The organism is Enterobacter sp. PL1 (genome assembly GCF_945957325.1).
Classification (GTDB): domain Bacteria; phylum Pseudomonadota; class Gammaproteobacteria; order Enterobacterales; family Enterobacteriaceae; genus Enterobacter; species Enterobacter roggenkampii.
On record NZ_CAMFKT010000011.1, the window covers coordinates 126,052 to 149,768 of the forward strand.

At 54.3% G+C, this 23,717-nt stretch carries 22 protein-coding genes and 5 tRNA genes; 21 read left to right on the forward strand and 6 right to left on the reverse strand.

The window, feature by feature from the left end:
- Positions 1 to 83: 83 nt before the first annotated feature.
- Positions 84 to 800 carry a GntR family transcriptional regulator gene (locus tag N6P30_RS12340; RefSeq protein ID WP_021241016.1) on the reverse strand — a complete coding sequence of 239 codons (717 nt, stop codon included), beginning with the start codon at positions 798 to 800 and terminating at the stop codon, positions 84 to 86.
- Positions 801 to 970: 170 nt separating this feature from the next.
- Here N6P30_RS12340 and mngA point away from each other — a divergent pair, with 170 nt between their 5' ends.
- From mngA to pnuC, 20 genes are all read left to right on the forward strand, one after another.
- Positions 971 to 2,887 (forward strand): PTS 2-O-a-mannosyl-D-glycerate transporter subunit IIABC, encoded by a 1,917-nt coding sequence (gene mngA, locus N6P30_RS12345; RefSeq protein ID WP_023293009.1) that lies wholly within the window; start codon positions 971 to 973, stop codon positions 2,885 to 2,887.
- Positions 2,888 to 2,910: 23 nt separating this feature from the next.
- The gene (gene mngB / locus N6P30_RS12350; RefSeq protein WP_023293008.1) at positions 2,911 to 5,541 is read left to right on the forward strand and encodes a mannosylglycerate hydrolase; all 2,631 of its coding nucleotides are present in this window, start codon (positions 2,911 to 2,913) and stop codon (positions 5,539 to 5,541) included.
- A 681-nt stretch (positions 5,542 to 6,222) separates the two neighbouring features.
- Complete coding sequence (gene cydA, locus N6P30_RS12355; protein ID WP_023293007.1) at positions 6,223 to 7,791, forward strand: cytochrome ubiquinol oxidase subunit I; 1,569 nt, start codon at positions 6,223 to 6,225, stop codon at positions 7,789 to 7,791.
- Positions 7,792 to 7,806: 15 nt separating this feature from the next.
- On the forward strand, positions 7,807 to 8,946 hold the full coding sequence (cydB, locus tag N6P30_RS12360; RefSeq protein ID WP_023293006.1) for a cytochrome d ubiquinol oxidase subunit II: 1,140 nt from the start codon (positions 7,807 to 7,809) through the stop codon (positions 8,944 to 8,946).
- Between the two features lie 14 nt (positions 8,947 to 8,960).
- On the forward strand, positions 8,961 to 9,074 hold the full coding sequence (gene cydX / locus N6P30_RS12365) for a cytochrome bd-I oxidase subunit CydX (protein WP_003858598.1): 114 nt from the start codon (positions 8,961 to 8,963) through the stop codon (positions 9,072 to 9,074).
- A complete protein-coding gene (gene ybgE / locus N6P30_RS12370; protein WP_008501100.1) occupies positions 9,074 to 9,364 on the forward strand; it encodes a cyd operon protein YbgE in 291 nt (96 codons plus the stop codon). Before cydX ends, ybgE begins: the two co-directional genes overlap by 1 nt.
- A gap of 148 nt (positions 9,365 to 9,512) precedes the next feature.
- Entirely contained in the window at positions 9,513 to 9,917 is a 405-nt protein-coding gene (gene ybgC, locus N6P30_RS12375; RefSeq protein WP_003858593.1) for a tol-pal system-associated acyl-CoA thioesterase, read from the forward strand.
- Complete coding sequence (gene tolQ, locus N6P30_RS12380; protein ID WP_008501101.1) at positions 9,914 to 10,606, forward strand: Tol-Pal system protein TolQ; 693 nt, start codon at positions 9,914 to 9,916, stop codon at positions 10,604 to 10,606. The genes ybgC and tolQ overlap by 4 nt, the downstream gene beginning before the upstream one ends.
- A 3-nt stretch (positions 10,607 to 10,609) precedes the next feature.
- A complete protein-coding gene (tolR, locus tag N6P30_RS12385; protein ID WP_003858589.1) occupies positions 10,610 to 11,038 on the forward strand; it encodes a colicin uptake protein TolR in 429 nt (142 codons plus the stop codon).
- A 28-nt stretch (positions 11,039 to 11,066) separates the two neighbouring features.
- The gene (gene tolA / locus N6P30_RS12390; protein ID WP_023293005.1) at positions 11,067 to 12,335 is read left to right on the forward strand and encodes a cell envelope integrity protein TolA; all 1,269 of its coding nucleotides are present in this window, start codon (positions 11,067 to 11,069) and stop codon (positions 12,333 to 12,335) included.
- A gap of 134 nt (positions 12,336 to 12,469) precedes the next feature.
- A complete protein-coding gene (tolB, locus tag N6P30_RS12395) occupies positions 12,470 to 13,762 on the forward strand; it encodes a Tol-Pal system beta propeller repeat protein TolB (protein ID WP_013097529.1) in 1,293 nt (430 codons plus the stop codon).
- 35 nt (positions 13,763 to 13,797) lie between these two features.
- The gene (pal, locus tag N6P30_RS12400) at positions 13,798 to 14,319 is read left to right on the forward strand and encodes a peptidoglycan-associated lipoprotein Pal (RefSeq protein WP_003858578.1); all 522 of its coding nucleotides are present in this window, start codon (positions 13,798 to 13,800) and stop codon (positions 14,317 to 14,319) included.
- Between the two features lie 9 nt (positions 14,320 to 14,328).
- Positions 14,329 to 15,126: a cell division protein CpoB gene (cpoB, locus tag N6P30_RS12405; RefSeq protein ID WP_021241013.1), complete on the forward strand. Its 798-nt coding sequence runs from the start codon at positions 14,329 to 14,331 to the stop codon at positions 15,124 to 15,126.
- A 161-nt stretch (positions 15,127 to 15,287) separates the two neighbouring features.
- Positions 15,288 to 15,363: transfer RNA gene (locus N6P30_RS12410), tRNA-Lys, on the forward strand.
- Positions 15,364 to 15,390: 27 nt separating this feature from the next.
- Positions 15,391 to 15,466: transfer RNA gene (locus tag N6P30_RS12415), tRNA-Val, on the forward strand.
- A 3-nt stretch (positions 15,467 to 15,469) separates the two neighbouring features.
- Positions 15,470 to 15,545, forward strand: a tRNA-Lys gene (locus tag N6P30_RS12420).
- Positions 15,546 to 15,591: 46 nt separating this feature from the next.
- Positions 15,592 to 15,667: transfer RNA gene (locus tag N6P30_RS12425), tRNA-Lys, on the forward strand.
- Between the two features lie 24 nt (positions 15,668 to 15,691).
- Positions 15,692 to 15,767, forward strand: a tRNA-Lys gene (locus N6P30_RS12430).
- Positions 15,768 to 15,958: 191 nt separating this feature from the next.
- Complete coding sequence (gene nadA, locus N6P30_RS12435; RefSeq protein WP_023293004.1) at positions 15,959 to 17,002, forward strand: quinolinate synthase NadA; 1,044 nt, start codon at positions 15,959 to 15,961, stop codon at positions 17,000 to 17,002.
- A gap of 22 nt (positions 17,003 to 17,024) precedes the next feature.
- Positions 17,025 to 17,744, forward strand: coding sequence for a nicotinamide riboside transporter PnuC (gene pnuC / locus N6P30_RS12440; protein WP_023293003.1), 720 nt, complete (start codon positions 17,025 to 17,027; stop codon positions 17,742 to 17,744).
- Here pnuC and zitB read toward each other — a convergent pair.
- Both zitB and N6P30_RS12450 read right to left on the reverse strand, forming a co-directional pair.
- Complete coding sequence (gene zitB / locus N6P30_RS12445; RefSeq protein ID WP_008501107.1) at positions 17,741 to 18,673, reverse strand: CDF family zinc transporter ZitB; 933 nt, start codon at positions 18,671 to 18,673, stop codon at positions 17,741 to 17,743. The genes pnuC and zitB overlap by 4 nt on opposite strands.
- Before the next feature lie 106 nt (positions 18,674 to 18,779).
- Positions 18,780 to 19,157 (reverse strand): YbgS-like family protein, encoded by a 378-nt coding sequence (locus tag N6P30_RS12450; protein ID WP_008501109.1) that lies wholly within the window; start codon positions 19,155 to 19,157, stop codon positions 18,780 to 18,782.
- 304 nt (positions 19,158 to 19,461) lie between these two features.
- Here N6P30_RS12450 and aroG point away from each other — a divergent pair, with 304 nt between their 5' ends.
- Positions 19,462 to 20,514, forward strand: a complete 1,053-nt coding sequence (aroG, locus tag N6P30_RS12455; protein WP_023293002.1) for a 3-deoxy-7-phosphoheptulonate synthase AroG — start codon at positions 19,462 to 19,464, stop codon at positions 20,512 to 20,514.
- Between the two features lie 61 nt (positions 20,515 to 20,575).
- Here the strand turns inward: aroG and gpmA are convergent, their stop codons facing one another.
- From gpmA to galK, 3 genes are all read right to left on the reverse strand, one after another.
- The gene (gene gpmA, locus N6P30_RS12460) at positions 20,576 to 21,328 is read right to left on the reverse strand and encodes a 2,3-diphosphoglycerate-dependent phosphoglycerate mutase (protein WP_008501111.1); all 753 of its coding nucleotides are present in this window, start codon (positions 21,326 to 21,328) and stop codon (positions 20,576 to 20,578) included.
- 206 nt (positions 21,329 to 21,534) lie between these two features.
- Positions 21,535 to 22,575 (reverse strand): galactose-1-epimerase, encoded by a 1,041-nt coding sequence (gene galM, locus N6P30_RS12465; RefSeq protein WP_021241010.1) that lies wholly within the window; start codon positions 22,573 to 22,575, stop codon positions 21,535 to 21,537.
- Positions 22,569 to 23,717, reverse strand: a complete 1,149-nt coding sequence (gene galK / locus N6P30_RS12470; RefSeq protein WP_023293000.1) for a galactokinase — start codon at positions 23,715 to 23,717, stop codon at positions 22,569 to 22,571. Before galK ends, galM begins: the two co-directional genes overlap by 7 nt.

The window sequence follows — 23,717 nt, forward strand, 5'->3', positions numbered from 1 at the left end:
GTCCTCTCTGCTCCCCGAAAGGGGGGCGTTGCAGTATAAAAATGTCCGTTTCGACATGGTTGGCCGCTGTAAAGCGGCCTTTTTTATTGCCTGCGTCTGGCGACTAGCGTGAACTTGTAATCATCGGTATTGAACACGTTGCGGCTGTATTCAAATACCCGCCCGTCCTTCAGAAACCCGCGGGAGACTTTTTCCAGGATCGGCTTTGCCGGATCGAGCGACAGCGCGGCGATCGCCTCCTCTGACGGCATGATCGGCACCAGCTCCTGCTCGCTGCGATCGATAACCAGCTTTTTGATCTGCTCAACGTAGTGGTATTTCGAATTCTCCATCACTTCCCAGGTGAGGTCGGGGAACAGGGCCAGCGGCATCCACGTTTCTTCCAGATTTACCGGTTTTTGTTTGATAAAGCGGACGCGTTTAACGTGCCAGACTTTATCGTCATGAGAGAGATTCAGCTTTTCGGCAAGTTTTGCATCGGCTTTCAGCACTTCGAAAATGCTCACCTCACTGTGGGTATCCACGTTCCGGTCCGCCAGTTTTTCGTAAAACCCGGTGAGCTGGTAAATGTCGTAATTGACGCGCTCTTCTTTTACGTAGGTGCCGCTGCCCTGAATGCTCTCGACGATTTGCTCTTCCGTAAGCAGCTTCAGCGCCTGTCTCACCGTGACGCGACTCACGTTGAATGCCTCCTGAAGGCTGGATTCCGTCGGTAACGCATCGCCAGGCTTTAACTCTCCCGCACTGATTTTTTCGCGAAGCGCATCGGCTATTTGCCGGTACATCGGTTTGTTACCCATCGAATCTGCCTTTCTAATACCTTTTCATGGAATTATGCCTCCCGCGTAAAATTTGTAAATAATACAACTTAAATACAAATTTGCGTTGTTAGTGAAAATGATCACATAAATGTATTGTATGACCTGCCACAATTGCCGCCAGACAATAACAACGTACGTGTGAGGATCTTATGAACCTGACGACCCTGACCCACACCAGTGCTGTCTGCGTGCAGGCACACTATGCCAGCCGTGATGAGGCCATTCGCCAGCTTACAATGCGGCTGGTGGCGCTGGGCAAAATTACCGATGGCGAGGCATTTCTGGCGGAGGTCTACCGCCGCGAATCTCAGGGGCCAACCGCACTGGGTGAAGGGCTGGCTGTCCCGCATGGTAAATCGAACGCGGTGAACGAAGCGGCTTTTGCGGTTGCTACGCTGCGCGAACCGCTGGAGTGGGAGGGGGTGGACGGCCCTGAACGCGTAGAGCTGATCGTCCTGCTTGCCATCCCGCCAGCTGAAGCGGGATCCACGCATATCCAGGTGCTGACGGCGCTGACGTCTCGCCTTGCCGATGATGCCCTCCGGGGACGCGTTATGGCTGCCGGGACGGCAGAGGATCTGCTTGATGCGCTGAACGGTGTCTCGAAGGAAGACGAGGCTGATACGCCTGTGAATGCACCAACCGTCGTCTGTGTCACCGCCTGTCCGGCGGGGATCGCGCATACCTATATGGCCGCAGAGTACCTGGAGAAAGCGGGACGTAAGCTCGGCGTCAACGTGGTGGTCGAAAAGCAGGGGGCGAACGGCATCGAAGGGCGAATTACTGCCCAGCAGTTGCTGGAGGCGAAAGCGTGTATTTTTGCCGCTGAAGTGGCGATCAAAGAGAGCGAGCGCTTTCAGGGGATCCCCGCCATTTCCGTTCCCGTTGCGGAACCCCTGCGTCATGCTGAAGCGTTGATTGAGCGCGCGCTGGCGCTAAAGCCTTCTACCGATGCGCGCTATGCTCAGGCCGATACCGAAACGAAAAAGCGCGTTAAAACTGAACTCAAGCAGGCGCTTCTAAGCGGCATCTCTTTTGCGGTGCCGCTGATCGTTGCCGGCGGTACGGTGCTGGCCGTATCGGTACTGCTGGCGCAAATCCTTAGCCTGCAGCACCTGTTTGACCAGGAAAACTCGTGGCTGTGGATGTACCGCAAGCTTGGCGGCGGCATGCTCGGAATTTTGATGGTGCCTGTTCTCTCGGCCTACACCGCCTACTCGCTGGCGGATAAACCCGCGCTGACGCCGGGCTTTGCGGCCGGTCTGGCTGCCAACATGATCGGCTCCGGTTTTCTCGGCGCTATCGTCGGTGGGCTGATCGCGGGCTATCTGATGCGCTGGGTGAAAAACCACATCCGGCTCAGCAGCCGCTACAACGGCTTTCTGACTTTTTATCTCTATCCGGTGATTGGCGTGCTGGGCGCGGGCAGCCTGATGCTGTTTGTGATTGGCGAACCGGTGGCCTGGCTCAATAACACGCTCACCGTCTGGCTTAACGGTCTGTCCGGCGCGAATGCGCTGCTTCTGGGGGCAATCCTCGGGTTTATGTGCTCATTCGATTTGGGCGGCCCGGTCAACAAAGCCTCTTACGCGTTTTGCCTGGGGGCGATGGCGAACGGGGTATACGGTCCCTATGCGATCTTTGCTTCCGTCAAAATGGTCTCAGCCTTCACCGTCACGGCGTCAACGATGCTGGCACCGAAGCTGTTTAAGTCGTTTGAAATTGAAACCGGTAAATCGACCTGGCTGCTCGGCCTCGCGGGCATTACCGAAGGGGCGATTCCGATGGCGATTGAAGACCCGCTTCGCGTCATTGGCTCATTTGTACTCGGATCCATGGTGACAGGCGCGGCTGTCGGTGCGATGGGGATCGGGTTGTCTACGCCGGGGGCCGGGATTTTCTCTCTCTTTTTACTTCACGATGCCGGGTTGGGCGGTGTGGTTGCGGCGGCGGGCTGGTTTGGCGCGGCGCTGGTGGGTACCGCTATCTCCACCCTGGTTCTGCTGCTCTGGCGACGCCAGGCGGTAAAAAAGGGCAACTACGTCACTGAAGACGCCTTATCGTAAAAACGCACAAACAGGAAACGAAGATGAAAGCTGTATCTCGCGTTCATATCACGCCGCATATGCACTGGGACCGTGAGTGGTACTTCACCACCGAAGAGTCGCGTATTCTTCTGGTCAATAATATGGAAGAAATCCTGACCCGGCTGGAGCAGGATGATGAGTACAAATACTATGTTCTCGATGGACAGACGGCTGTTCTGGAGGATTATTTTGCCGTTGTGCCCGAAAACCGCTCTCGCGTGAAGGCGCTTGTCGAGCGTGGAAAGCTGATTATCGGCCCCTGGTATACCCAGACCGATACCACGATCGTGAGCGGCGAGTCGATTGTCCGCAACCTGATGTACGGCATCCGGGATTGTATGGCCTTCGGCGAGCCGATGAAGATCGGCTATCTGCCGGATTCGTTTGGCATGTCCGGCCAGCTTCCGCATATCTATAACGGGTTTGGCATTACCCGCACGATGTTCTGGCGCGGTTGTTCTGAACGCCACGGGACCGATAAAACCGAATTTCTCTGGCAGAGCCAGGACGGCAGTGAAGTGACGGCACAGGTGCTGCCGCTGGGCTACGCGATTGGTAAGTACTTACCGGAGGACGAAGCGGGGCTGCGAAAACGGCTCGACAGCTATTTCGAGGTTCTGGAAAAGGCGTCCGTCACCAAAGCGATTTTGCTGCCCAACGGACACGACCAGATGCCGCTGCAGCAGAACATTTTCGCGGTGATGGAGAAGCTGCGTGAAATCTATCCGCAGCGTCAATTTGTGATGAGCCGGTTTGAGGAGGTCTTTGATTGCATCGACGCGCACCGCGATGACCTGGCGACCTTAAAAGGTGAGTTTATCGACGGGAAATACATGCGCGTGCACCGGACCATCGGCTCCACGCGCATGGATATCAAAATCGCCCATGCGCGTATTGAGAACAAAATTGTTAACATCCTCGAGCCGCTGGCGACGCTTGCCTGGACGCTGGGCTTCGACTACCACCACGGCCTGCTGGAGAAGATGTGGAAAGAGATCCTCAAAAACCACGCTCACGACAGCATCGGCTGCTGCTGCAGCGACAAGGTGCATCGCGAGATTGTCTCCCGCTTTGAACTGGCTGAGGACATGGCAGATAACCTGGCGCGTTTCTATATGCGCAAGATTGTCGACAACATGCCGCAAAGCGATGCCGATAAGCTGGTGATGTTCAACCTGATGCCCTGGCCGCGTGAGGAGGTGATGAACACCACGATTCGACTGCGCGCCAGCCAGTTCCGTCTGCGGGATGACAAAGGCAACGAGATCCCGTATTTCATCCGCAGCGCGCGAGAGCTCGACCCGGGCCTCATTGACCGACAGATTGTTCACTACGGCAATTACGAACCGTTTATGGAGTTTGATATTCAGCTCAGCCAGATATTGCCGTCGATGGGCTACCGTACGCTGTTTATCGAACCTAACGTGGCCGGGAAGATGCTCTCTCCGGGGGAAAATACCGCCTCCTTACTTGAAAACGCCTTCTGGCAGATTGACATAAATGACGACGGTTCGCTGCGCCTGCGCGACAAAGAAACCGGGCTTATTTATGACCGCGTGCTGGAAATCGAAGAGAGCTCGGATGATGGCGATGAGTACGACTACTCGCCTTCGCGGGAAGAGTGGAGACTCACTTCCGCGCAGGGCGAGCATGAATTTGAGGTTACGCATGAAGGCTGGCAGAGCAGGGCAGTTATCCGCCATCGAATCGCCGTTCCGGCGAACCTGGCGGAACGCGCGGCGCGCCAGCGAAACGGTTACCTCGACGCTGAATTTGAAATTACGCTAAGCCGCAACAGCAGACGCATTGACGTGGCGGTGCGCCTGGATAATCAGGCCGACGACCACCGCGTTCGCGTGCTCATCCCAACGCCGTTTGCGACCCGGGAGGTGTTAGCGGATACGCAGTTTGGCACGATCTCTCGTCCGGTGCAGGACGCGGCGATGCAAAACTGGCAGGAGGAGGGGTGGAAAGAAGCGCCGGTTCCCGTCTGGAATTTACTCAACTACGCCGTCCTGCAGGAAAAACGAAACGGGCTTGCGCTATTTACCGAGGGGCTGCGTGAATTTGAAGTCGTGGGCGATGAACAAAAAGCATTTGCCCTGACCTTGCTGCGCGGCGTGGGGGTACTCGGCAAAGAAGATCTGCTCCTGCGCCCCGGCAGACCATCCGGTATCAAAATGCCGGTCCCGGACGCTCAGGTGCGTGGTCCGCTAAGCTGTCGCTTTAGCCTCTTCAGCTTCAGCGGCACGCCGGAAAACGCGGGTGTCGCGCAGCAGGCTCAATCGTGGTTAACGCCGGTGCAGTGTTATAACAAGATCCCCTGGGATGCAATGAAGCTGAATCGCGCGTCGTTGACCACGCCGGAAAGCTACAGCCTGTTAGCGCTTTCGCCAACGGGATGCGTACTCAGTGCGATCAAAAAAGCGGAAGATCGTGATGAGCTCATTCTTCGTCTGTTCAACCCTTCGCAGTCCAGCGCATGTGACGCGACGCTATCCGTCAATCCGGCGGTGAAGCGGTGCTGCGAAACGGACATGAATGAACGGCTGATGGACCACGGTGAAGACGAAGGGATTGTCGGGGCGTTCAGACCGGGACAGTCGCGAACCTTTAGCCTTCTTCTTGCCTGAGAATCGCTGATATCATTAAAAGGCTGCACTGTTTGCGGCCTTTTTCATTAAATAGTCACTCCGCGGTGTTAAGTTATGGGGTGACAAAAGTAAAATAAATGTAATTGCGAAGGGTTGCATAAATGCCGTGGAAAAATAACCCGGCCCGACTATGCTTTATTGTATGCCGCGCATCGAAATGAGGCTTTTGTTTCGCGTTAATTAAAATCACTTCTGTTTATATTTTTTTTCGTCTTCGATAACCAATCACATCTTTACATGCACATATCATTAACATGGTTTTTACCATTCTCACCACGATTAAACATAGTTAACATCAAGGTTTGTTTTTGATTTAAATCAAAGTTTAATCCTTGGAAAAAGGTGCTGAAAAGCGCTAAATTGTTCCCGATCAAAATGGCCGAAAAGTGGTAATTTTGCTATAAATTGATCACCGTCGAAAAACGTAAATGTGATTCAATAAAAACCTGTTTATTGTAAGGGTTTTGCAGCGTATTATATTTGCGGTATCAATTTGAGTTTTTTTATTAACGTATTTGTAACCTCACGTCATCGTTTTTATCCTCCTTCAGGGTAATAACGACGACAAGGATGCGAATAATTTGTATTGGGGCATGCGTGTGGATCTCTTTCTGACGGGGTTCACTCTCGGAGTCTTCATGCGATGAGCAAGGAGTCATGATGTTAGATATAGTCGAACTGTCGCGCTTACAGTTTGCCTTGACCGCGATGTACCACTTCCTGTTTGTGCCACTGACGCTCGGTATGGCGTTCCTGCTGGCCATCATGGAAACGGTATACGTTCTCTCCGGCAAACAGATTTATAAAGATATGACCAAGTTCTGGGGCAAGTTGTTTGGTATCAACTTCGCACTGGGCGTGGCAACCGGTCTGACCATGGAGTTCCAGTTCGGGACTAACTGGTCTTACTATTCCCACTATGTAGGGGATATCTTCGGTGCGCCGCTGGCCATTGAAGGTCTGATGGCATTCTTCCTTGAATCCACCTTTGTAGGTCTGTTCTTCTTCGGTTGGGACCGTCTGGGTAAAGTCCAGCATATGGCGGTGACCTGGCTGGTGGCATTAGGTTCGAACCTGTCCGCGCTGTGGATCCTGGTCGCGAACGGCTGGATGCAGAACCCTATCGCGTCTGATTTCAACTTCGAAACCATGCGTATGGAGATGGTCAGCTTTGCCGAGCTGGTCCTGAACCCGGTTGCTCAGGTTAAATTCGTTCACACCGTCGCTTCTGGCTATGTGTGCGGCGCGATGTTTGTACTGGGTATCAGTTCTTACTACATGCTGCGCGGTCGTGACTTCGCGTTCGCCAAGCGCTCCTTTGCTATCGCTGCAAGCTTCGGTATGGCTGCGATTCTCTCCGTTATTGTTCTGGGTGATGAATCCGGTTACGAAATGGGCGACGTGCAGAAAACCAAACTGGCCGCTATCGAAGCCGAATGGGAAACCCAGCCGGCACCTGCTGCCTTTACGCTGTTCGGTATTCCCGATCAGGACGCGCAGGAAAACCGCTTCGCTATTCAAATCCCTTACGCGCTGGGTATCATCGCCACCCGTTCTGTTGATAAGCAGGTGACGGGTCTGAAAGAGCTGATGGTGCAGCACGAAGAGCGTATCCGTAACGGTATGAAAGCCTACTCGCTGCTGGAACAGCTGCGTGCCGGTTCTACCGACCAGGCCGTTCGCGATCAGTTTAACGACGTGAAGAAAGATCTGGGTTACGGTCTGCTGCTGAAGCGTTATACCCCGAACGTTTCTGATGCGACGGAAGCGCAGATCCAGATGGCAACCAAAGACTCAATTCCACGCGTTGCGCCACTGTACTTCGCATTCCGTATCATGGTGGGCAGCGGCATCATCATGCTGCTGATCATTGCGGCGTCCTTCTGGTCCGTGATTCGCAACCGCATCGGCGAGAAAAAATGGCTGCTGCGCACCGCGCTGTACGGTATTCCACTGCCGTGGATCGCGATTGAGTCCGGCTGGTTTGTGGCGGAATATGGCCGTCAGCCATGGGCGATCGGTGAGGTGCTGCCAACGGCGGTAGCGAACTCGTCCCTGACCGCAGGCGACCTGATCTTCTCCATGCTGCTGATTTGTGGTCTGTACACCCTGTTCCTGGTGGCTGAACTGTTCCTGATGTTCAAGTTCGCGCGCCTTGGCCCAAGCAGCCTGAAAACCGGTCGCTATCACTACGAGCAGTCCACTGCGACTACTCAGCCGGCACGCTAAGACAGGAGTCATCAAATGATCGATTATGAAGTATTGCGTTTTATCTGGTGGCTGCTGGTTGGCGTTCTGCTGATCGGTTTCGCCGTCACGGATGGTTTCGACATGGGGGTGGGGATGCTCACCCGTTTCCTCGGTCGTAATGACACCGAGCGTCGAATCATGATCAACTCCATCGCCCCGCACTGGGACGGTAACCAGGTGTGGCTGATCACCGCAGGCGGCGCGCTGTTCGCTGCCTGGCCGATGGTCTACGCGGCTGCGTTCTCCGGTTTCTATGTGGCGATGATTCTGGTGCTGGCCTCTTTATTCTTCCGTCCGGTCGGTTTCGACTACCGTTCGAAGATTGAAGATACCCGCTGGCGCAACATGTGGGACTGGGGCATCTTCATCGGTAGCTTCGTTCCACCGCTGGTGATCGGCGTGGCGTTCGGTAACCTGCTGCAGGGCGTACCGTTCCATCTGGACGAATACATGCGTCTTTACTACACCGGTAACTTCTTCCAGCTGCTGAATCCGTTTGGTCTGCTGGCCGGTGTCGTCAGCGTGGCGATGATCATCACTCAGGGCGCAACCTACCTGCAGATGCGTACCGTAGGCGAACTGCATCTGCGCTCCCGCGCGACGGCTCAGGTTGCTGCGCTGGTTACGCTGGTCTGCTTCGCGCTGGCCGGTGTGTGGGTGGTGTACGGCATTGATGGCTACGTGGTGACGTCTGCCATTAACCACACCGCACCGTCTAACCCGCTGACCAAAGAAGTGGCGCGTCAGGCGGGAGCATGGCTGGTGAACTTTAACAATACCCCTGTGCTGTGGGCGATCCCGGCGCTGGGCGTGCTGCTGCCGCTGCTGACCATGTTGACGTCTCGTCTGGAAAAAGGCGCGCTGGCGTTCGTGTTCTCTTCACTGACTCTGGCATGCATCATCCTGACGGCGGGTATTGCGATGTTCCCATTCGTCATGCCATCCAGCACCATGCTGAATGCTAGCCTGACCATGTGGGATGCTACGTCCAGCCACATGACGCTGAACCTGATGACGTATGTTGCTTGCGTGTTCGTTCCGATTGTTCTGGCCTACACCATCTGGTGTTACTGGAAAATGTTCGGCCGCATCACGAAAGAACATATCGAAAGCAACACCCACTCTATGTATTAAGTAAGGAGCTGAATATGTGGTATTTCGCATGGATTTTAGGGACGCTTCTTGCCTGTGCATTTGGTGTCATCACTGCCCTGGCGCTTGAGCACGTTGAAGCGACCAAAGCGGGTGAAGAAAAACACTGATGAATATTATCGCGAAACTTTACGCGGTAATGGACAAGCGCCCGTTACGGGCGCTTTCTTTAGTGATGGCATTACTGCTGGCAGGCTGTATCTTCTGGGACCCTTCGCGCTTTGCAGCGAAAACCAGCGAGCTTGAAATCTGGCACGGCTTCCTCATTATGTGGGCGGTGTGCGCAGGTGTGATCCACGGCGTGGGCTTTCGTCCGAAAGCCGTTCACTGGCAGGGAATTTTTTGCCCGCTAATCGCCGATCTGGTGCTACTCGCCGGTTTGATTTTCTTCTTCTTCTGAATAAGAAATGTCCGTTAACGTTATGGGCTTACCCGAGCCCATAAAAATTTACTCTCCGTTTACTTTCCCCCATTCCAAACCATCTTTCCCGCGCGTATAGTAGCGAAGTTTAAAAGCTCTAACTTTTGTTGCATTACTGGGATGTAAAGTGAATACAACGCTGTTTCGATGGCCGGTTCGTGTCTATTACGAAGATACCGATGCCGGTGGTGTGGTTTACCACGCCAGCTACGTTGCTTTTTATGAACGGGCACGCACAGAGATGCTGCGCCATCATCACTTTAGTCAACAGGTGCTGTTGGCTGAGCGAGTTGCCTTCGTGGTACGCAAGATGACGCTTGAGTATTTTGCGCCTGCCAGACTCGACGATATGCTCGAAGTCCAAACTGAAATTACATCAATGCGCGGGACCTCACTGGTTTTCACGCAGCGGATAGTCAACGCAGAGAATACCGTACTGAACTCAGCTGAAGTGCTGATTGTTTGTGTTGATCCAACCATAATGAAGCCTCGTGCGCTTCCTAAGTCTATTGTCGCGGAGTTTAAGCAGTGACTGACATGAATATCCTTGATTTGTTCCTGAAGGCAAGCCTTCTGGTTAAACTTATCATGTTGATTTTGATTGGTTTTTCAATCGCATCCTGGGCCATCATCATCCAGAGAACGCGTATCCTCAATGCCGCTGGCCGTGAGGCTGAAGCGTTTGAAGATAAGTTCTGGTCGGGCATTGAGCTTTCTCGTCTGTACCAGGAGAGCCAGGGACGTCGTGAAAACCTGACCGGCTCCGAGCAAATTTTCTATAGCGGCTTCAAAGAGTTCGCCCGTCTGCATCGTGCAAACAATCATGCGCCTGAAGCGGTGGTGGAAGGTGCCTCGCGCGCGATGCGCATTTCCATGAACCGTGAACTGGAAAACCTTGAAACGCATATTCCTTTCCTCGGTACTGTTGGTTCCATCAGCCCGTATATCGGTCTGTTTGGTACCGTGTGGGGGATCATGCACGCCTTTATCGCGCTGGGCGCGGTGAAGCAGGCCACGTTGCAGATGGTTGCACCGGGTATCGCTGAAGCACTGATTGCGACCGCTATCGGTCTGTTTGCGGCAATTCCTGCGGTTATGGCTTACAACCGTCTGAACCAGCGCGTGAACAAACTGGAACTGAACTACGACAACTTTATGGAAGAGTTCACTGCGATTCTGCACCGTCAGGCGTTTACCAGCACCGAGAGCAACAAGGGGTAAACCATGGCCAGATCGCGTGGACGAGGTCGTCGCGAGCTCAAGTCCGAAATCAATATCGTTCCGCTGCTGGACGTCCTGCTGGTACTGCTGCTGATCTTCATGGCAACAGCGCCAATCATTACCCAGAGCGTGGAAGTGGATCTGCCGGATGCGACAGAATCACAGGCGGTGAGCACCAATGACGATCCTCCGGTTATCATTGAGGTTTCCGGCGTAGGGCAATACAGCGTCGTGGTAGAAAAAGATCGTATGGATCAGCTGCCACCTGAGCAGGTTATTGCCGAAGCGCAGCGTCGCCTGGAGTCAAATCCGAAAACGGTCTTCTTAATCGGTGGCGCGAAAGACGTACCCTACGATGAAATTATTAAAGCGCTGAACTTGCTACATAGTGCGGGTGTTAAGTCAGTTGGCTTAATGACCCAACCTATTTGATCATCCGCGTAGTTTTTGGGAACCGATAGTGTCAAAGGCAACCGAACAGAACGACAAGCTTAAGCGAGCGATAATCGTCTCCGCAGTGCTGCACGTTATTCTCTTTGCAGCGCTGATCTGGAGTTCGTTCGACGAGCATATTGATGCATCAGCCGGCGGCGGTGGAGGATCTTCCATTGACGCCGTCATGGTGGATCCCGGTGCGGTAGTACAGAACTATAATCGCCAACAGAAGCAGAAGGCGAGTGCAAAACGGGCTGAAGAGCAGCGTGAAAAACAGGCGCAACAGCAAGCGGAAGAGCTGCGTGAAAAGCAGGCTGCCGAGCAGGAACGTCTGAAGCAGCTTGAAAAAGAACGTTTGCAGGCGCAGGAAGCCGCGAAAGCGCAGGCAGAGCAGCAGAAACAAGCCGAAGAGGCCGCGAAAAAAGCACAGGAACAGCAAAAGCAGGCGGAAGAGGCGGCAGCAAAAGCCGCAGCGGATGCGAAAGCACAGGCTGATGCCCAGGCGAAATTAGCGGCAGAAGCGGCGAAGAAAGCGGCTGCAGACGCCCAGAAGAAAGCGGAAGCCGAAGCGGCGAAGAAAGCGGCCGCTGATGCTCAGAAGAAAGCAGAAGCGGAAGCCGCGAAGAAAGCCGCAGCTGATGCTCAGAAGAAAGCAGAAGCGGAAGCCGCGAAGAAGGCCGCTCAGGAAGCAGAGAAGAAAGCTGCTGCCGAGGCCGCGAAGAAAGCGGCTGCTGCAGAGAAAGCAGCAGCAGAAAAAGCCGCGGCAGAAAAAGCGGCAGCCGCCGAAAAAGCCGCTGCTGACAAAAAAGCTGCAGCTGAGAAGGCCGCTGCCGATAAGAAAGCAGCAGCTGAAAAAGCGGCTGCTAAAAAGGCTGCCGCCGCTGAAAAAGCCGCTGCTGCCGCAGGGGTTGACGATCTGCTCGGCGATTTGAGCTCCGGTAAGAATGCGCCGAAAACGGGCGGTGGGGCGAAAGGAAACAACGCAGCGCCGACCGGAAGTGGTAACACTAAGAGTAACGGTGCGACAGGGGCTGAAATCAACGGTTATGCCGCGCAGATTAAATCCGCTATTGAAAGCCGATTCTATGATGCGTCTTCCTATACCGGTAAAACGTGTACGTTGCGTATAAAACTGGCTCCGGACGGCATGCTGCTGGATATTAAGTCTGAAGGTGGCGACCCGGCTTTATGTACTGCGGCCCTGGCTGCAGCGCGTCAGGCGAAGATGCCTAAACCGCCTTCGCAGGCAGTCTACGAAGTCTTCAAAAATGCGCCGCTGGACTTCAAACCTTAAGTTACATTTTCCCCGTGCAAACGGGGAAAAATAGACCAGGTTTAGTCACAGGGTTCGGGTAGTTTTGTCTATTTGAGTTTGTTAACATTCTGCTAAATTATCGTGGGTAAGGTTACCCGGATAAGGGAGATATGATGAAGCAGGCATTACGTGTAGCATTTAGTTTTTTAATGCTGTGGGCAGCAGTACTGCACGCAGAAGTACGTATCGAGATCACCCAGGGGGTGGACTCGGCACGCCCAATCGGTGTTGTTCCGTTCCAGTGGGCCGGTCCTGGCGCTGCACCTGAAGATGCCGGTGGCATCGTGGCGGCTGACCTGCGTAACAGCGGTAAATTCAACCCGTTAGATCGTTCTCGTCTGCCTCAGCAGCCGGGTAGCGCGCAGGAAGTTCAGCCTGCAGCATGGTCTGCACTGGGTATTGATGCCGTGGTTGTGGGTCAGGTTACCCCTAATCCGGACGGTTCTTACAACGTGGCCTGGCAGCTGGTGGATACCGGCGGTGCACCAGGTACCGTTCTGGCCCAGAACTCTTACAAGGTCACTAAGCAGTACCTGCGCTACGCGGCACACGCTGCCAGCGATGCGGTATTTGAAAAACTGACCGGCATTAAAGGTGCGTTCCGTACCCGTATCGCGTACGTGGTGCAGACCAACGGTGGTCAATTCCCGTATGAGCTGCGCGTATCTGATTACGATGGCTACAACCAGTTCCTGGTGAAACGCTCCTCGCAGCCACTGATGTCTCCAGCCTGGTCTCCGGACGGTTCTAAGCTGGCGTATGTGACCTTCGAAAGCGGCCGTTCTGCGCTGGTTATCCAGACGTTGGCAAACGGTGCGGTTCGTCAGGTGGCGTCTTTCCCACGTCACAACGGTGCGCCTTCGTTCTCTCCAGACGGCTCTAAACTGGCGTTTGCGCTGTCTAAAACCGGTAGCCTTAACCTGTACGTGATGGACATTGGCTCCGGCCAGATCCGTCAGGTGACCGATGGTCGCAGCAACAACACCGAACCATCATGGTTCCCGGACAGTCAAAACCTGGCGTTTACCTCTGACCAGGCCGGCCGTCCACAAATCTATAAAGTGAACATCAACGGCGGCGCTCCGCAGCGTATTACCTGGGAAGGTTCTCAGAACCAGAACGCAGACGTGAGCAGCGACGGTAAATTCATGGTAATGGTCAGCTCCAATGGTGGGCAGCAGCACATTGCCAAACAAGATCTGGTAGCGGGTGGCGTGCAAGTTCTGTCGTCAACGTTCCTGGATGAAACGCCAAGTCTGGCACCTAACGGCACGATGGTAATCTACAGCTCTTCTCAGGGGATGGGATCTGTGCTGAATCTGGTTTCTACAGATGGGCGTTTCAAAGCGCGTATTCCGGCAACTGATGGACAGGTAAAATCACCTGCCTGGTCGCCGTATCTGTAAATAATAATTAATTGATTACTAAAGGAATCATAGAAATGCAACTGAACAAAGTGCTGAAGGGGCTGATGATCGCTCTGCCTGTAATGGCAATCGCAGCGTGTTCTTCTAACAAGAACGCCAGCAATGACCAGAGCGGCGAAGGCATGATGGGTGCCGGCACCGGTATGGACGCGAACGGCAATGGCAACATGTCTTCTGAAGAGCAGGCGCGTCTTCAGATGCAGCAGCTGCAGCAGAACAACATCGTTTACTTCGATCTGGATAAATACGACATCCGTTCTGACTTCGCTGCGATGCTGGATGCGCACGCTAACTTCCTGCGTAGCAACCCATCTTACAAAGTCACCGTAGAAGGTCACGCGGACGAACGTGGTACTCCAGAGTACAACATCTCCCTGGGTGAACGTCGTGCTAACGCTGTTAAAATGTACCTGCAGGGTAAAGGCGTTTCTGCTGACCAGATCTCCATCGTTTCTTACGGTAAAGAAAAACCTGCAGTACTGGGTCACGACGAAGCGGCTTACTCCAAAAACCGTCGTGCCGTACTGGTTTACTAAGAGAATTGCATGAGCAGTAACTTCAGACATCATCTGTTGAGTCTGTCGTTACTGGTTGGAATAGCGGCCCCCTGGGCCGCTTTTGCTCAGGCACCAATCAGTAGTGTCGGCTCAGGCTCGGTAGAAGACCGGGTCACTCAACTCGAGCGTATTTCTAACGCTCACAGCCAGCTTTTAACCCAACTCCAGCAACAACTTTCCGATAACCAGAATGATATTGACTCTCTCCGCGGTCAGATTCAGGAAAGCCAGTATCAGCTTAATCAGGTTGTGGAACGTCAGAAGCAAATCTTGTTGCAGATAGATAGCCTGAGCAGCGGTGGTGGTGCAGCAGCGCAGCCAGCCGCAGGCGATCAGAGCGGTGCGGCGACGTCTACGCCAGCGCCATCTGCTGATACGTCAGCCTCAACAGGCGCGCCTGTACAGAGCGGTGACGCGAATACGGATTACAATGCGGCCATTGCCCTGGTGCAGGATCAATCTCGTCAGGATGACGCGATTGCTGCGTTTCAGAGCTTTGTTAAGAAATACCCTGATTCCACTTATCAGCCAAATGCCAATTACTGGCTCGGTCAGTTGAATTACAACAAGGGTAAAAAGGACGATGCGGCGTTTTATTTTGCCTCAGTGGTGAAAAATTACCCAAAATCGCCGAAAGCGCCAGATGCGATGTATAAGGTTGGCGTGATCATGCAGGACAAAGGCGACACGGCGAAAGCCAAAGCGGTTTATCAGCAGGTGGTCGCAAAATTCCCGGGTACCGAAGGTGCTAAGCAGGCGCAAAAACGTCTGAATTCGATGGGATGATTATCGCATGACCAGAAATCGCGTTATTTCTGGTCGTGCAGCATGATTACTAAGCAGTTAAGTGATCTTCATCGAAATTTTTGTTGCGCAGAATTCTTAAATCAGTAATATATGCCGCCGTTGCCACGGGATATCAAACAACGTGAAAGCAGCATAAAAGTGGGTCGTTAGCTCAGTTGGTAGAGCAGTTGACTTTTAATCAATTGGTCGCAGGTTCGAATCCTGCACGACCCACCACTTAACGCAGTTCCGGCAGTACAGAGTGGGTGATTAGCTCAGTTGGTAGAGCATCTCCTTTACACGGAGGGGGTCGGCGGTTCGAGCCCGTCATCACCCACCACTCGGGTCGTTAGCTCAGTTGGTAGAGCAGTTGACTTTTAATCAATTGGTCGCAGGTTCGAATCCTGCACGACCCACCACTTTAAAGTGGTACCGAGTAAAAATCTTCGAAGTCAGCACCCGAATGGGTCGTTAGCTCAGTTGGTAGAGCAGTTGACTTTTAATCAATTGGTCGCAGGTTCGAATCCTGCACGACCCACCACTTCGAAGAAAAAAATCCCGCAAGGGGTCGTTAGCTCAGTTGGTAGAGCAGTTGACTTTTAATCAATTGGTCGCAGGTTCGAATCCTGCACGACCCACCAGTGTAGAAAGGCGCCCTAAAGGCGCCTTTTTGCTATCTGCGGTACAACAAATGCTCCGCCCATCTATTCCCGGTGACTTTTCACGCCAGATTCGCTATCTTGTTTAGTATACAAAACACAATTGCCACGCGTTTTGCTATGTCAGGCAAATGAAAGGCAATATTGTTAAGCCCGTAAAACGAGAAGCCATAATGAGTGTGATGTTTGATCCTGAAGCCGCAATCTATCCGTTTCCGCCTAAGCCTGTCCCACTGAGCCAGGACGAAAAGCAGTTCTACCGCGAGAAGATTAAACGTCTTCTTAAAGAGCGCGACGCGGTGATGGTGGCCCATTACTACACCGACCCGGAAATTCAGCAGCTGGCGGAAGAGACCGGGGGCTGCATTTCTGACTCACTGGAGATGGCGCGCTTCGGTGCACGACATCCCGCTTCCACGCTGCTGGTGGCCGGCGTGCGTTTTATGGGAGAAACGGCAAAGATCCTGAGCCCGGAAAAAACCATTCTGATGCCCACGCTTAACGCGGAGTGTTCCCTGGATCTCGGCTGTCCGATTGACGAATTCACGGCCTTCTGTGATGCCCACCCTGACCGGACCGTGGTGGTTTACGCGAACACGTCGGCAGCAGTGAAAGCGCGGGCAGACTGGGTGGTCACGTCAAGCATCGCCGTTGAGCTGATTGAACATCTGGATAGTCTGGGGGAGAAAATTATCTGGGCGCCTGATCGCCATCTCGGCAATTATGTTCAGAAGCAGACGGGGGCTGACGTACTCTGCTGGCAGGGCGCCTGTATCGTTCATGATGAGTTCAAGACGCAGGCGCTGGCGCGCATGAAGGCGCTTTATCCTGACGCCGCCATTCTTGTGCACCCTGAATCTCCGCAGTCGATTGTCGACATGGCGGATGCCGTGGGTTCAACCAGCCAGCTTATTAACGCGGCCAGAACGTTGCCTCACAAGCAGCTTATCGTGGCGACCGATCGCGGTATCTTCTACAAGATGCAGCAGGCCGTGCCGGAGAAAGAGCTTCTCGAAGCGCCTACGGCAGGTGAGGGGGCAACGTGCCGCAGCTGTGCGCATTGCCCGTGGATGGCGATGAACGGCCTGAAAGCGATTGCCGAAGGGTTAGAAACCGGTGGTGCGGCGCATGAAATCCACGTGGATGCTGGCCTGCGTGAAGGCGCGTTAATTCCGCTTAACCGCATGCTGGATTTTGCGGCTACACTACGTACTTAATTCACTACGCCCCGGGGAAAAGATGGATTTTTTTAGCACACAGAACATTCTGGTTCATATACCGATTGGTGCAGGTGGCTATGACCTGTCATGGATTGAGGCCGTTGGTACGCTGGCGGGACTATTGTGTATCTGGCTGGCAAGCCTTGAGAAGATCAGTAATTATGCATTCGGGCTGATTAACGTCACGCTGTTTGCGATTATCTTCTTCCAGATCCAGCTGTACGCCAGCCTGCTTTTGCAGCTGTTCTTCTTCGCCGCCAATATTTACGGCTGGTATGCATGGTCGCGTCAGAACAGCCAGCAGGAGGCAGAGCTGCAGATTCGCTGGTTGCCCTTGCCGAAAGCCATCGCCTGGTTTGTCGCCTGCGTGGTGGCCATTGGCTTAATGACCGTCTTCATCAATCCGGTGTTTGCGTTCCTGACCCGCATTGCCGTTTCGGTCATGTCCGGCATCGGCCTGAACGTGACGATGCCAGAACTCCAGCCGGATGCTTTCCCGTTCTGGGATTCCTGCATGATGGTGCTGTCGATTGCGGCGATGATTCTGATGACCCGTAAATACGTTGAGAACTGGCTGCTGTGGGTCATCATCAACGTTATCAGCGTGGCGATCTTCGCCCTGCAGGGCGTCTATGCCATGTCGCTGGAATATCTGTTGCTGACCTTCATCGCGCTGAACGGTAGCCGGATGTGGATTAACAGCGCGCGTGAGCGAGGCTCTCGCGCGCTTTCCAGCTAGTGGTCATGATGATGTGAATGACCGGACTGCGCCTCGTTAAGGTGGCAGTCCGGTCCGCTACAGGGCTGATACTCCATCTGAACGGTGGCATGGCTAATGTCGTAGTGATGTTCCAGGAAGTGCTGGATGCGATCGAGCAGCGCATCGTGGTCGTGAGGCGGGATCACCTGGACATGGAGCGTCATGACCGGTTTCTCCCCCACCAGCCAGACGTGCACGTGGTGGACATTGCGGACTTCCGGAACAGTACGGCGCAGGTTGCGTTTCAGCTCGTCGATGTCCATGGATGCCGGAGCCCCTTCAAGCAGTTCATTCACGCTCTCCTTCAGCAGCCGCCAGGCGCTGCGCAAGACCAGACACGACACCAGCACGGACAAAATCGGATCGACAGGCGTCCAGCCGGTATAGAGGATCACCAGCGCGGCGACAATCGCCCCGACTGAACCGAGCAAATCCCCCAGCACATGCAGAGCCGCCGCGCGCACGTTGAGGTTCTTTTCCTCGCTGCCGCGGTGCAAAATCCAGAAGGCCAGGATATTCGCCACCAGCCCTGCCACGGCAATCACCATCATTGTCGCCCCGGCAATCGGCTGAGGATGTCTGAAGCGCTGAATGGCCTCCCAGACGATAAGAATGGTAATGACCACCAGGGCAATCGCGTTAACAAAGGCGGCAAGGGTCGTCAGCCTCAGCCAGCCGAAGGTATGGCGTGTATTGGGGGGACGACGGGCAAACTGGACGGCCAGAAGGGCGAAAAGTAGCGCCGCTGCATCGGTAAGCATATGCCCGGCGTCAGCCAGTAGCGCCAGAGAGCCGGAGACCAGACCGCCGATGACCTCAATAATCATGAAGGTTGCGGTGACGCCGAAGGCCAGCAGCAATCGTTTAGCGTTGTCGTCGCCGGCGGCGTGGGAATGTGTGTGTGCCATGTAATCTTTCCTGATTCGTTATCGTTTTTAGTGTAGCGTTTTTAATAGGTTACTCAAAAAGAAAGGAGAGCCTTAGCTCTCCTTTTATCATTAATTTCACAGCCGGTTACTGAGTCGTACCATCTGTTTTGGTATTGGCATCATCCCCCACTTTGTCATTCGGGTCGGGACATTTGCCATCTTTACACATGGAGTTCTTATGAACTTCATCTTTGCTCATGCTGTCATGATTCATGGTGCCGGAGTCGGTACCGTTGGGGTGCAGCATGGTGCCGCCGGTGTTGGTGTTTCCATTATTGATCTGACTATTATCGACATTGTTCGGGGCGACGTTCTGTTTGGCATCAGGGGCGACCTGGCCTGCTGACGCAGCCGCGTTTGCATCACCGTTACCCGATGAGCCCGTTTCGGCCGCAAGAACGCTACCGCTGGCCAGGGTGAGGGTGGCGGTCAGGAAGAGGGTTGCCAGTTTTGTCATTTTCATCATGGTGCTCCTGTTCTTGTCGTTACGCTGGATAACATTTTCCAACAGTGCATCTTTTTCAGAGGCGAAAGATTCCGCCATACGGACTTACGTCAGTCGGGAATCGCGTTTAAGCGTGTAAAAATGGTTGTTACAGTTAAAAAGCTTAGGTTAGATCTCGTTTTTCGCTATTTTGTGGCGATTTTTAGGCGAATTCCAGGAATTATCTGCGTGAAGTGTAAAACCGTGTTTACACTTCCTGAGCGACAAGATAGATTGAAAGGATTGCTTTCATTACTAAAGATATGGCAGAGCTGGAACGAAGATGAATTATCAGAATGACGATTTACGTATTAAAGAGATCAATGAGTTATTACCTCCTGTAGCACTCCTTGAGAAATTCCCCGCCACTGAAAATGCCGCAAACACGGTTTCTCATGCTCGTAAAGCGATCCATAAGATCCTGAAAGGTAATGACGATCGTCTTCTGGTGGTGATTGGCCCATGCTCTATCCACGATCCTGCTGCCGCGAAAGAATACGCAGCCCGTCTGCTCACCCTGCGTGAAGAGCTGAAGGATGAGCTGGAAATCGTGATGCGCGTCTATTTTGAAAAACCGCGCACCACCGTTGGCTGGAAAGGGCTGATTAACGATCCGCACATGGATAACAGCTTCCAGATCAACGACGGTCTGCGCATTGCGCGCAAGCTGCTGCTGGAGATTAACGACAGCGGGCTGCCTGCGGCCGGTGAGTTCCTGGATATGATTACGCCCCAGTATCTGGCAGACCTGATGAGCTGGGGGGCAATTGGTGCCCGCACTACTGAATCTCAGGTTCACCGCGAGCTGGCGTCCGGTCTCTCTTGTCCGGTGGGCTTCAAAAACGGCACTGACGGCACCATTAAGGTGGCTATCGACGCCATCAACGCAGCGGGCGCACCGCACTGCTTCCTGTCCGTGACCAAATGGGGCCACTCCGCCATCGTTAACACCAGCGGTAACGGTGACTGCCATATCATTCTGCGCGGCGGCAAAGAGCCGAACTACAGCGCAAAGCATGTGGCCGAAGTCAAAGTCGGGCTGGAAAAAGCCGGGCTGCCACCGCAGGTGATGATCGATTTCAGCCACGCCAACTCAAGCAAGCAGTTTAAAAAGCAGATGGAAGTGGGCGCAGATGTCTGTCAGCAGATTGCCGGCGGTGAGAAGGCGGTAATTGGGGTGATGATCGAAAGTCATCTGGTTGAAGGTAACCAGAACCTGGAAGGCAGCGAGCCGCTGGTGTACGGCAAGAGCGTGACCGATGCCTGCATCGGCTGGGACGATACCGGCGCCATCCTGCGCCAGCTGGCGAATGCGGTGAAAGCGCGTCGCGGTTAATTCTGACGGCTCAAATAAAAAAGCGCGGACGGTTCCGCGCTTTTTTTATGGTCAGCGAAAATTACTTCGCTTTACCCTGGTTCGCAACGGCCGCCGCTTTCGCTGCGATTTCGTCCGCGTTACCCAGGTAGTAGTGTTTGATTGGCTTGAAGTTTTCGTCGAACTCATACACCAGCGGTACGCCAGTTGGGATGTTCAGTTCGAGAATTTCGTCTTCACCCATGTTGTCCAGGTATTTCACCAGCGCGCGCAGGGAGTTACCGTGAGCGGCGATAATCACGCGTTCGCCGCTTTTCAGACGTGGCAGAATGGTTTCGTTCCAGTAAGGCACAACGCGGTCGATGGTCAGCGCCAGGCTCTCGGTGGTTGGCAGCTCAGCGTCGGTCAGTTTCGCGTAACGCGGGTCGTGGCCCGGGTAGCGCTCGTCATCTTTGGTCAGCTCTGGTGGGGTGACCGCGAAGCCGCGACGCCACTGTTTAACCTGCTCGTCACCGTATTTCTCAGCGGTTTCCGCTTTGTTCAGGCCCTGCAGCGCACCGTAGTGACGCTCGTTCAGTTTCCAGGATTTCTCAACCGGCAGCCAGGCCTGGTCCAGTTCGTCCAGCACGTTCCACAGGGTATGGATGGCACGTTTCAGCACAGAGGTGTAAGCAAAATCAAAGCTGAAGCCTTCTTCCTTCAGCAGTTTACCTGCTGCTTTTGCTTCGCTTACGCCTTTCTCGGACAGGTCAACGTCGTACCAACCGGTAAAGCGGTTTTCGTTGTTCCACTGGCTTTCGCCGTGACGCACCAGAACCAGCTTAGTAATAGCCATCTCTTACTCCTCAAGCATTTTTAGAATGATAACAATTCTCATTATATTGCCGTGGCCATGCCAGCAGCAACGCTTAACCCTAACCATAGCGAAAATAGTCTCTGAGTGTAAGATGCTTGTGAATCCAGGGTTATGATTTTGTCTGCGATCGGCGCTATTTTCAGCAAGGCGCACAGAAAAAAGCCCTCCAGAGGGAGGGCTGAATATTAATGTGGAATAAAATGATACTCCGTCACGCTAACGTACTCTTCACCCGGGCGCAGCACGCAGTCCGGCTGCGGCCATTCCGGATGATTCGGGCTGTCCGGCAGGAACTCGCTCTCCAGCGCCAGCCCTTGCCAGTCGCTGTACTCTTCGTGTTCGCGCGCCGTCGTGCCGCCGAGATAGTTACCTGAGTAGAACTGCAGGGCAGGAGCGGTGGTATAAACCGTCATCTGCAGCTTCTCATCGGTAGACCAGACCTGTGCGGCAGGTTGTTTCACATCGCCTTTAGCCTGCAGCAGGAACGCGTGGTCGTAGCCTTTCACCTTGCGCTGGTCGTCATCGCTCAGGAAATCCTGGGCGATGGATTTCGCGCTGCGGAAGTCAAAGCTGGTGCCGCTCACGTCTTTGAGGCCCTGGTACGGAATGCCCATCTCATCAACCGGCAGATACGCATCCGCCAGGATCTGAAGCTTGTGGTTCCGCACGTCGCACTGGTTACCGTCCAGATTAAAGTACGCGTGATTGGTCAGGTTGACCGGACACGGCTTGTCGACCGTCGCACGGTATTCAATGGCGATACGGTTGTCGTCGGTCAATGTAAAGCGCGCGGAGGCGATAAGGTTACCCGGGAAGCCCTGATCGCCGTCCTGCGAATCCAGCGAGAACAGCACTTCGCCGTCGTTTTGACGAACAATCTTCCAGCGGCGTTTATCAAACCCGTCCGGGCCGCCGTGCAGCTGGTTCTCACCCTGGCTTGGCAGCAGGGTGTACTGCACGCCGTCGAGTTCAAAACGGCTCTTCGCGATGCGGTTCGCATAGCGCCCTACGGATGCGCCCAGATAGGCAGACTGATTAACATACTGCTCGGGTGAGGCGCAGCCGAGCAGGGTTTCGCGCACGCTGCCGTCCGGCATCGGTACGCGTGCTGAAAGAAGGGTTGCACCCCAGTCCATTAGCGTAACCACCATCCCCGCGCGATTGCGCAGGGTTAACAGGCGATACGGCAGACCATCCGGTGCGAGGGTAGGTGTTTCGTTTAGCACTGTCCGGCTCCTTGTGATGCTTTGCAAACATAGAAGGTTTCTTTGATACCTGTTTTTGCTTCGTACTGCTTCGCCACGGCGTCCTGTACAGCAGGGACCAAATCCTCAGGCACCAGCGCAACGATGCAGCCGCCAAAACCACCGCCCGTCATGCGCACGCCGCCTTTGTCGCCAATGACCGCTTTGACGATCTCCACCAGGGTGTCGATCTGCGGCACGGTGATTTCAAAATCATCGCGCATGGAGGCGTGAGATTCCGCCATCAGTTCACCCATGCGTTTCAGGTCACCTTTCGCCAGCGCGGACGCGGCTTCAACGGTACGGGCATTTTCCGTCAGCACGTGACGAACGCGTTTGGCGACGATCGGATCCAGCTCGTGCGCCACTTTGTTAAATTCATTGAGCGTGACGTCGCGCAGGGCGGGCTGCTGGAAGAAGCGGGCGCCGGTTTCGCACTGCTCGCGGCGGGTGTTGTACTCGCTGCCCACCAGCGTGCGCTTAAAGTTGCTGTTGACGATCACGACAGCCGCGCCTTTTGGCAGGGGAACGGCTTTGGTGCCCAGCGAGCGGCAGTCGATCAGCAGCGCGTGCTCTTTTTTGCCCAGCGCGGAGATCAGCTGGTCCATGATGCCGCAGTTGCAGCCCACAAACTGGTTTTCCGCTTCCTGGCCGTTCAGGGCGATTTGTGCGCCATCCAGCGGTAAATGATAGAGCTGCTGGAACACGGTGCCGACGGCGACCTCCAGAGACGCAGAGGAGCTTAAGCCCGCCCCCTGCGGCACGTTGCCGCTGATGACCAAATCGGCGCCGCCGAAGTTTTTGTTACGCTTCTGCAGATGCTTCACCACGCCGCGCACGTAGTTAGACCACTGCTGGCTGTCGTGCGTCACAATCGGGGCATCGAGGGAAAACGCGTCCGTCTCATTACCGTAATCCGCCGCAATCACGCGAACCTGGCGGTCGTCGCGCTTCGCGCAGCTGATGACCGTCTGGTAATCGATGGCGCACGGCAGCACAAAGCCGTCGTTATAGTCGGTGTGTTCACCAATCAGGTTGACGCGGCCAGGTGCCTGAATTACGTGGGTGGCAGGGTAGCCAAATTTCTCAGCAAACAGGGATTGTGTTTTATCTTTCAGACTCAT

Bases quoted from the DNA above. Each gene is read 5' to 3' on its own strand.
- N6P30_RS12340 (WP_021241016.1), bottom strand. From the start codon at position 800: ATGGGTAACAAACCGATGTACCGGCAAATAGCCGATGCGCTTCGCGAA.
- mngA (WP_023293009.1), top strand. From the start codon at position 971: ATGAACCTGACGACCCTGACCCACACCAGTGCTGTCTGCGTGCAGGCA.
- mngB (WP_023293008.1), top strand. From the start codon at position 2,911: ATGAAAGCTGTATCTCGCGTTCATATCACGCCGCATATGCACTGGGAC.
- cydA (WP_023293007.1), top strand. From the start codon at position 6,223: ATGTTAGATATAGTCGAACTGTCGCGCTTACAGTTTGCCTTGACCGCG.
- cydB (WP_023293006.1), top strand. From the start codon at position 7,807: ATGATCGATTATGAAGTATTGCGTTTTATCTGGTGGCTGCTGGTTGGC.
- cydX (WP_003858598.1), top strand. From the start codon at position 8,961: ATGTGGTATTTCGCATGGATTTTAGGGACGCTTCTTGCCTGTGCATTT.
- ybgE (WP_008501100.1), top strand. From the start codon at position 9,074: ATGAATATTATCGCGAAACTTTACGCGGTAATGGACAAGCGCCCGTTA.
- tolR (WP_003858589.1), top strand. From the start codon at position 10,610: ATGGCCAGATCGCGTGGACGAGGTCGTCGCGAGCTCAAGTCCGAAATC.
- tolB (WP_013097529.1), top strand. From the start codon at position 12,470: ATGAAGCAGGCATTACGTGTAGCATTTAGTTTTTTAATGCTGTGGGCA.
- pal (WP_003858578.1), top strand. From the start codon at position 13,798: ATGCAACTGAACAAAGTGCTGAAGGGGCTGATGATCGCTCTGCCTGTA.
- cpoB (WP_021241013.1), top strand. From the start codon at position 14,329: ATGAGCAGTAACTTCAGACATCATCTGTTGAGTCTGTCGTTACTGGTT.
- nadA (WP_023293004.1), top strand. From the start codon at position 15,959: ATGAGTGTGATGTTTGATCCTGAAGCCGCAATCTATCCGTTTCCGCCT.
- pnuC (WP_023293003.1), top strand. From the start codon at position 17,025: ATGGATTTTTTTAGCACACAGAACATTCTGGTTCATATACCGATTGGT.
- zitB (WP_008501107.1), bottom strand. From the start codon at position 18,673: ATGGCACACACACATTCCCACGCCGCCGGCGACGACAACGCTAAACGA.
- N6P30_RS12450 (WP_008501109.1), bottom strand. From the start codon at position 19,157: ATGAAAATGACAAAACTGGCAACCCTCTTCCTGACCGCCACCCTCACC.
- aroG (WP_023293002.1), top strand. From the start codon at position 19,462: ATGAATTATCAGAATGACGATTTACGTATTAAAGAGATCAATGAGTTA.
- gpmA (WP_008501111.1), bottom strand. From the start codon at position 21,328: ATGGCTATTACTAAGCTGGTTCTGGTGCGTCACGGCGAAAGCCAGTGG.
- galK (WP_023293000.1), bottom strand. From the start codon at position 23,717: ATGAGTCTGAAAGATAAAACACAATCCCTGTTTGCTGAGAAATTTGGC.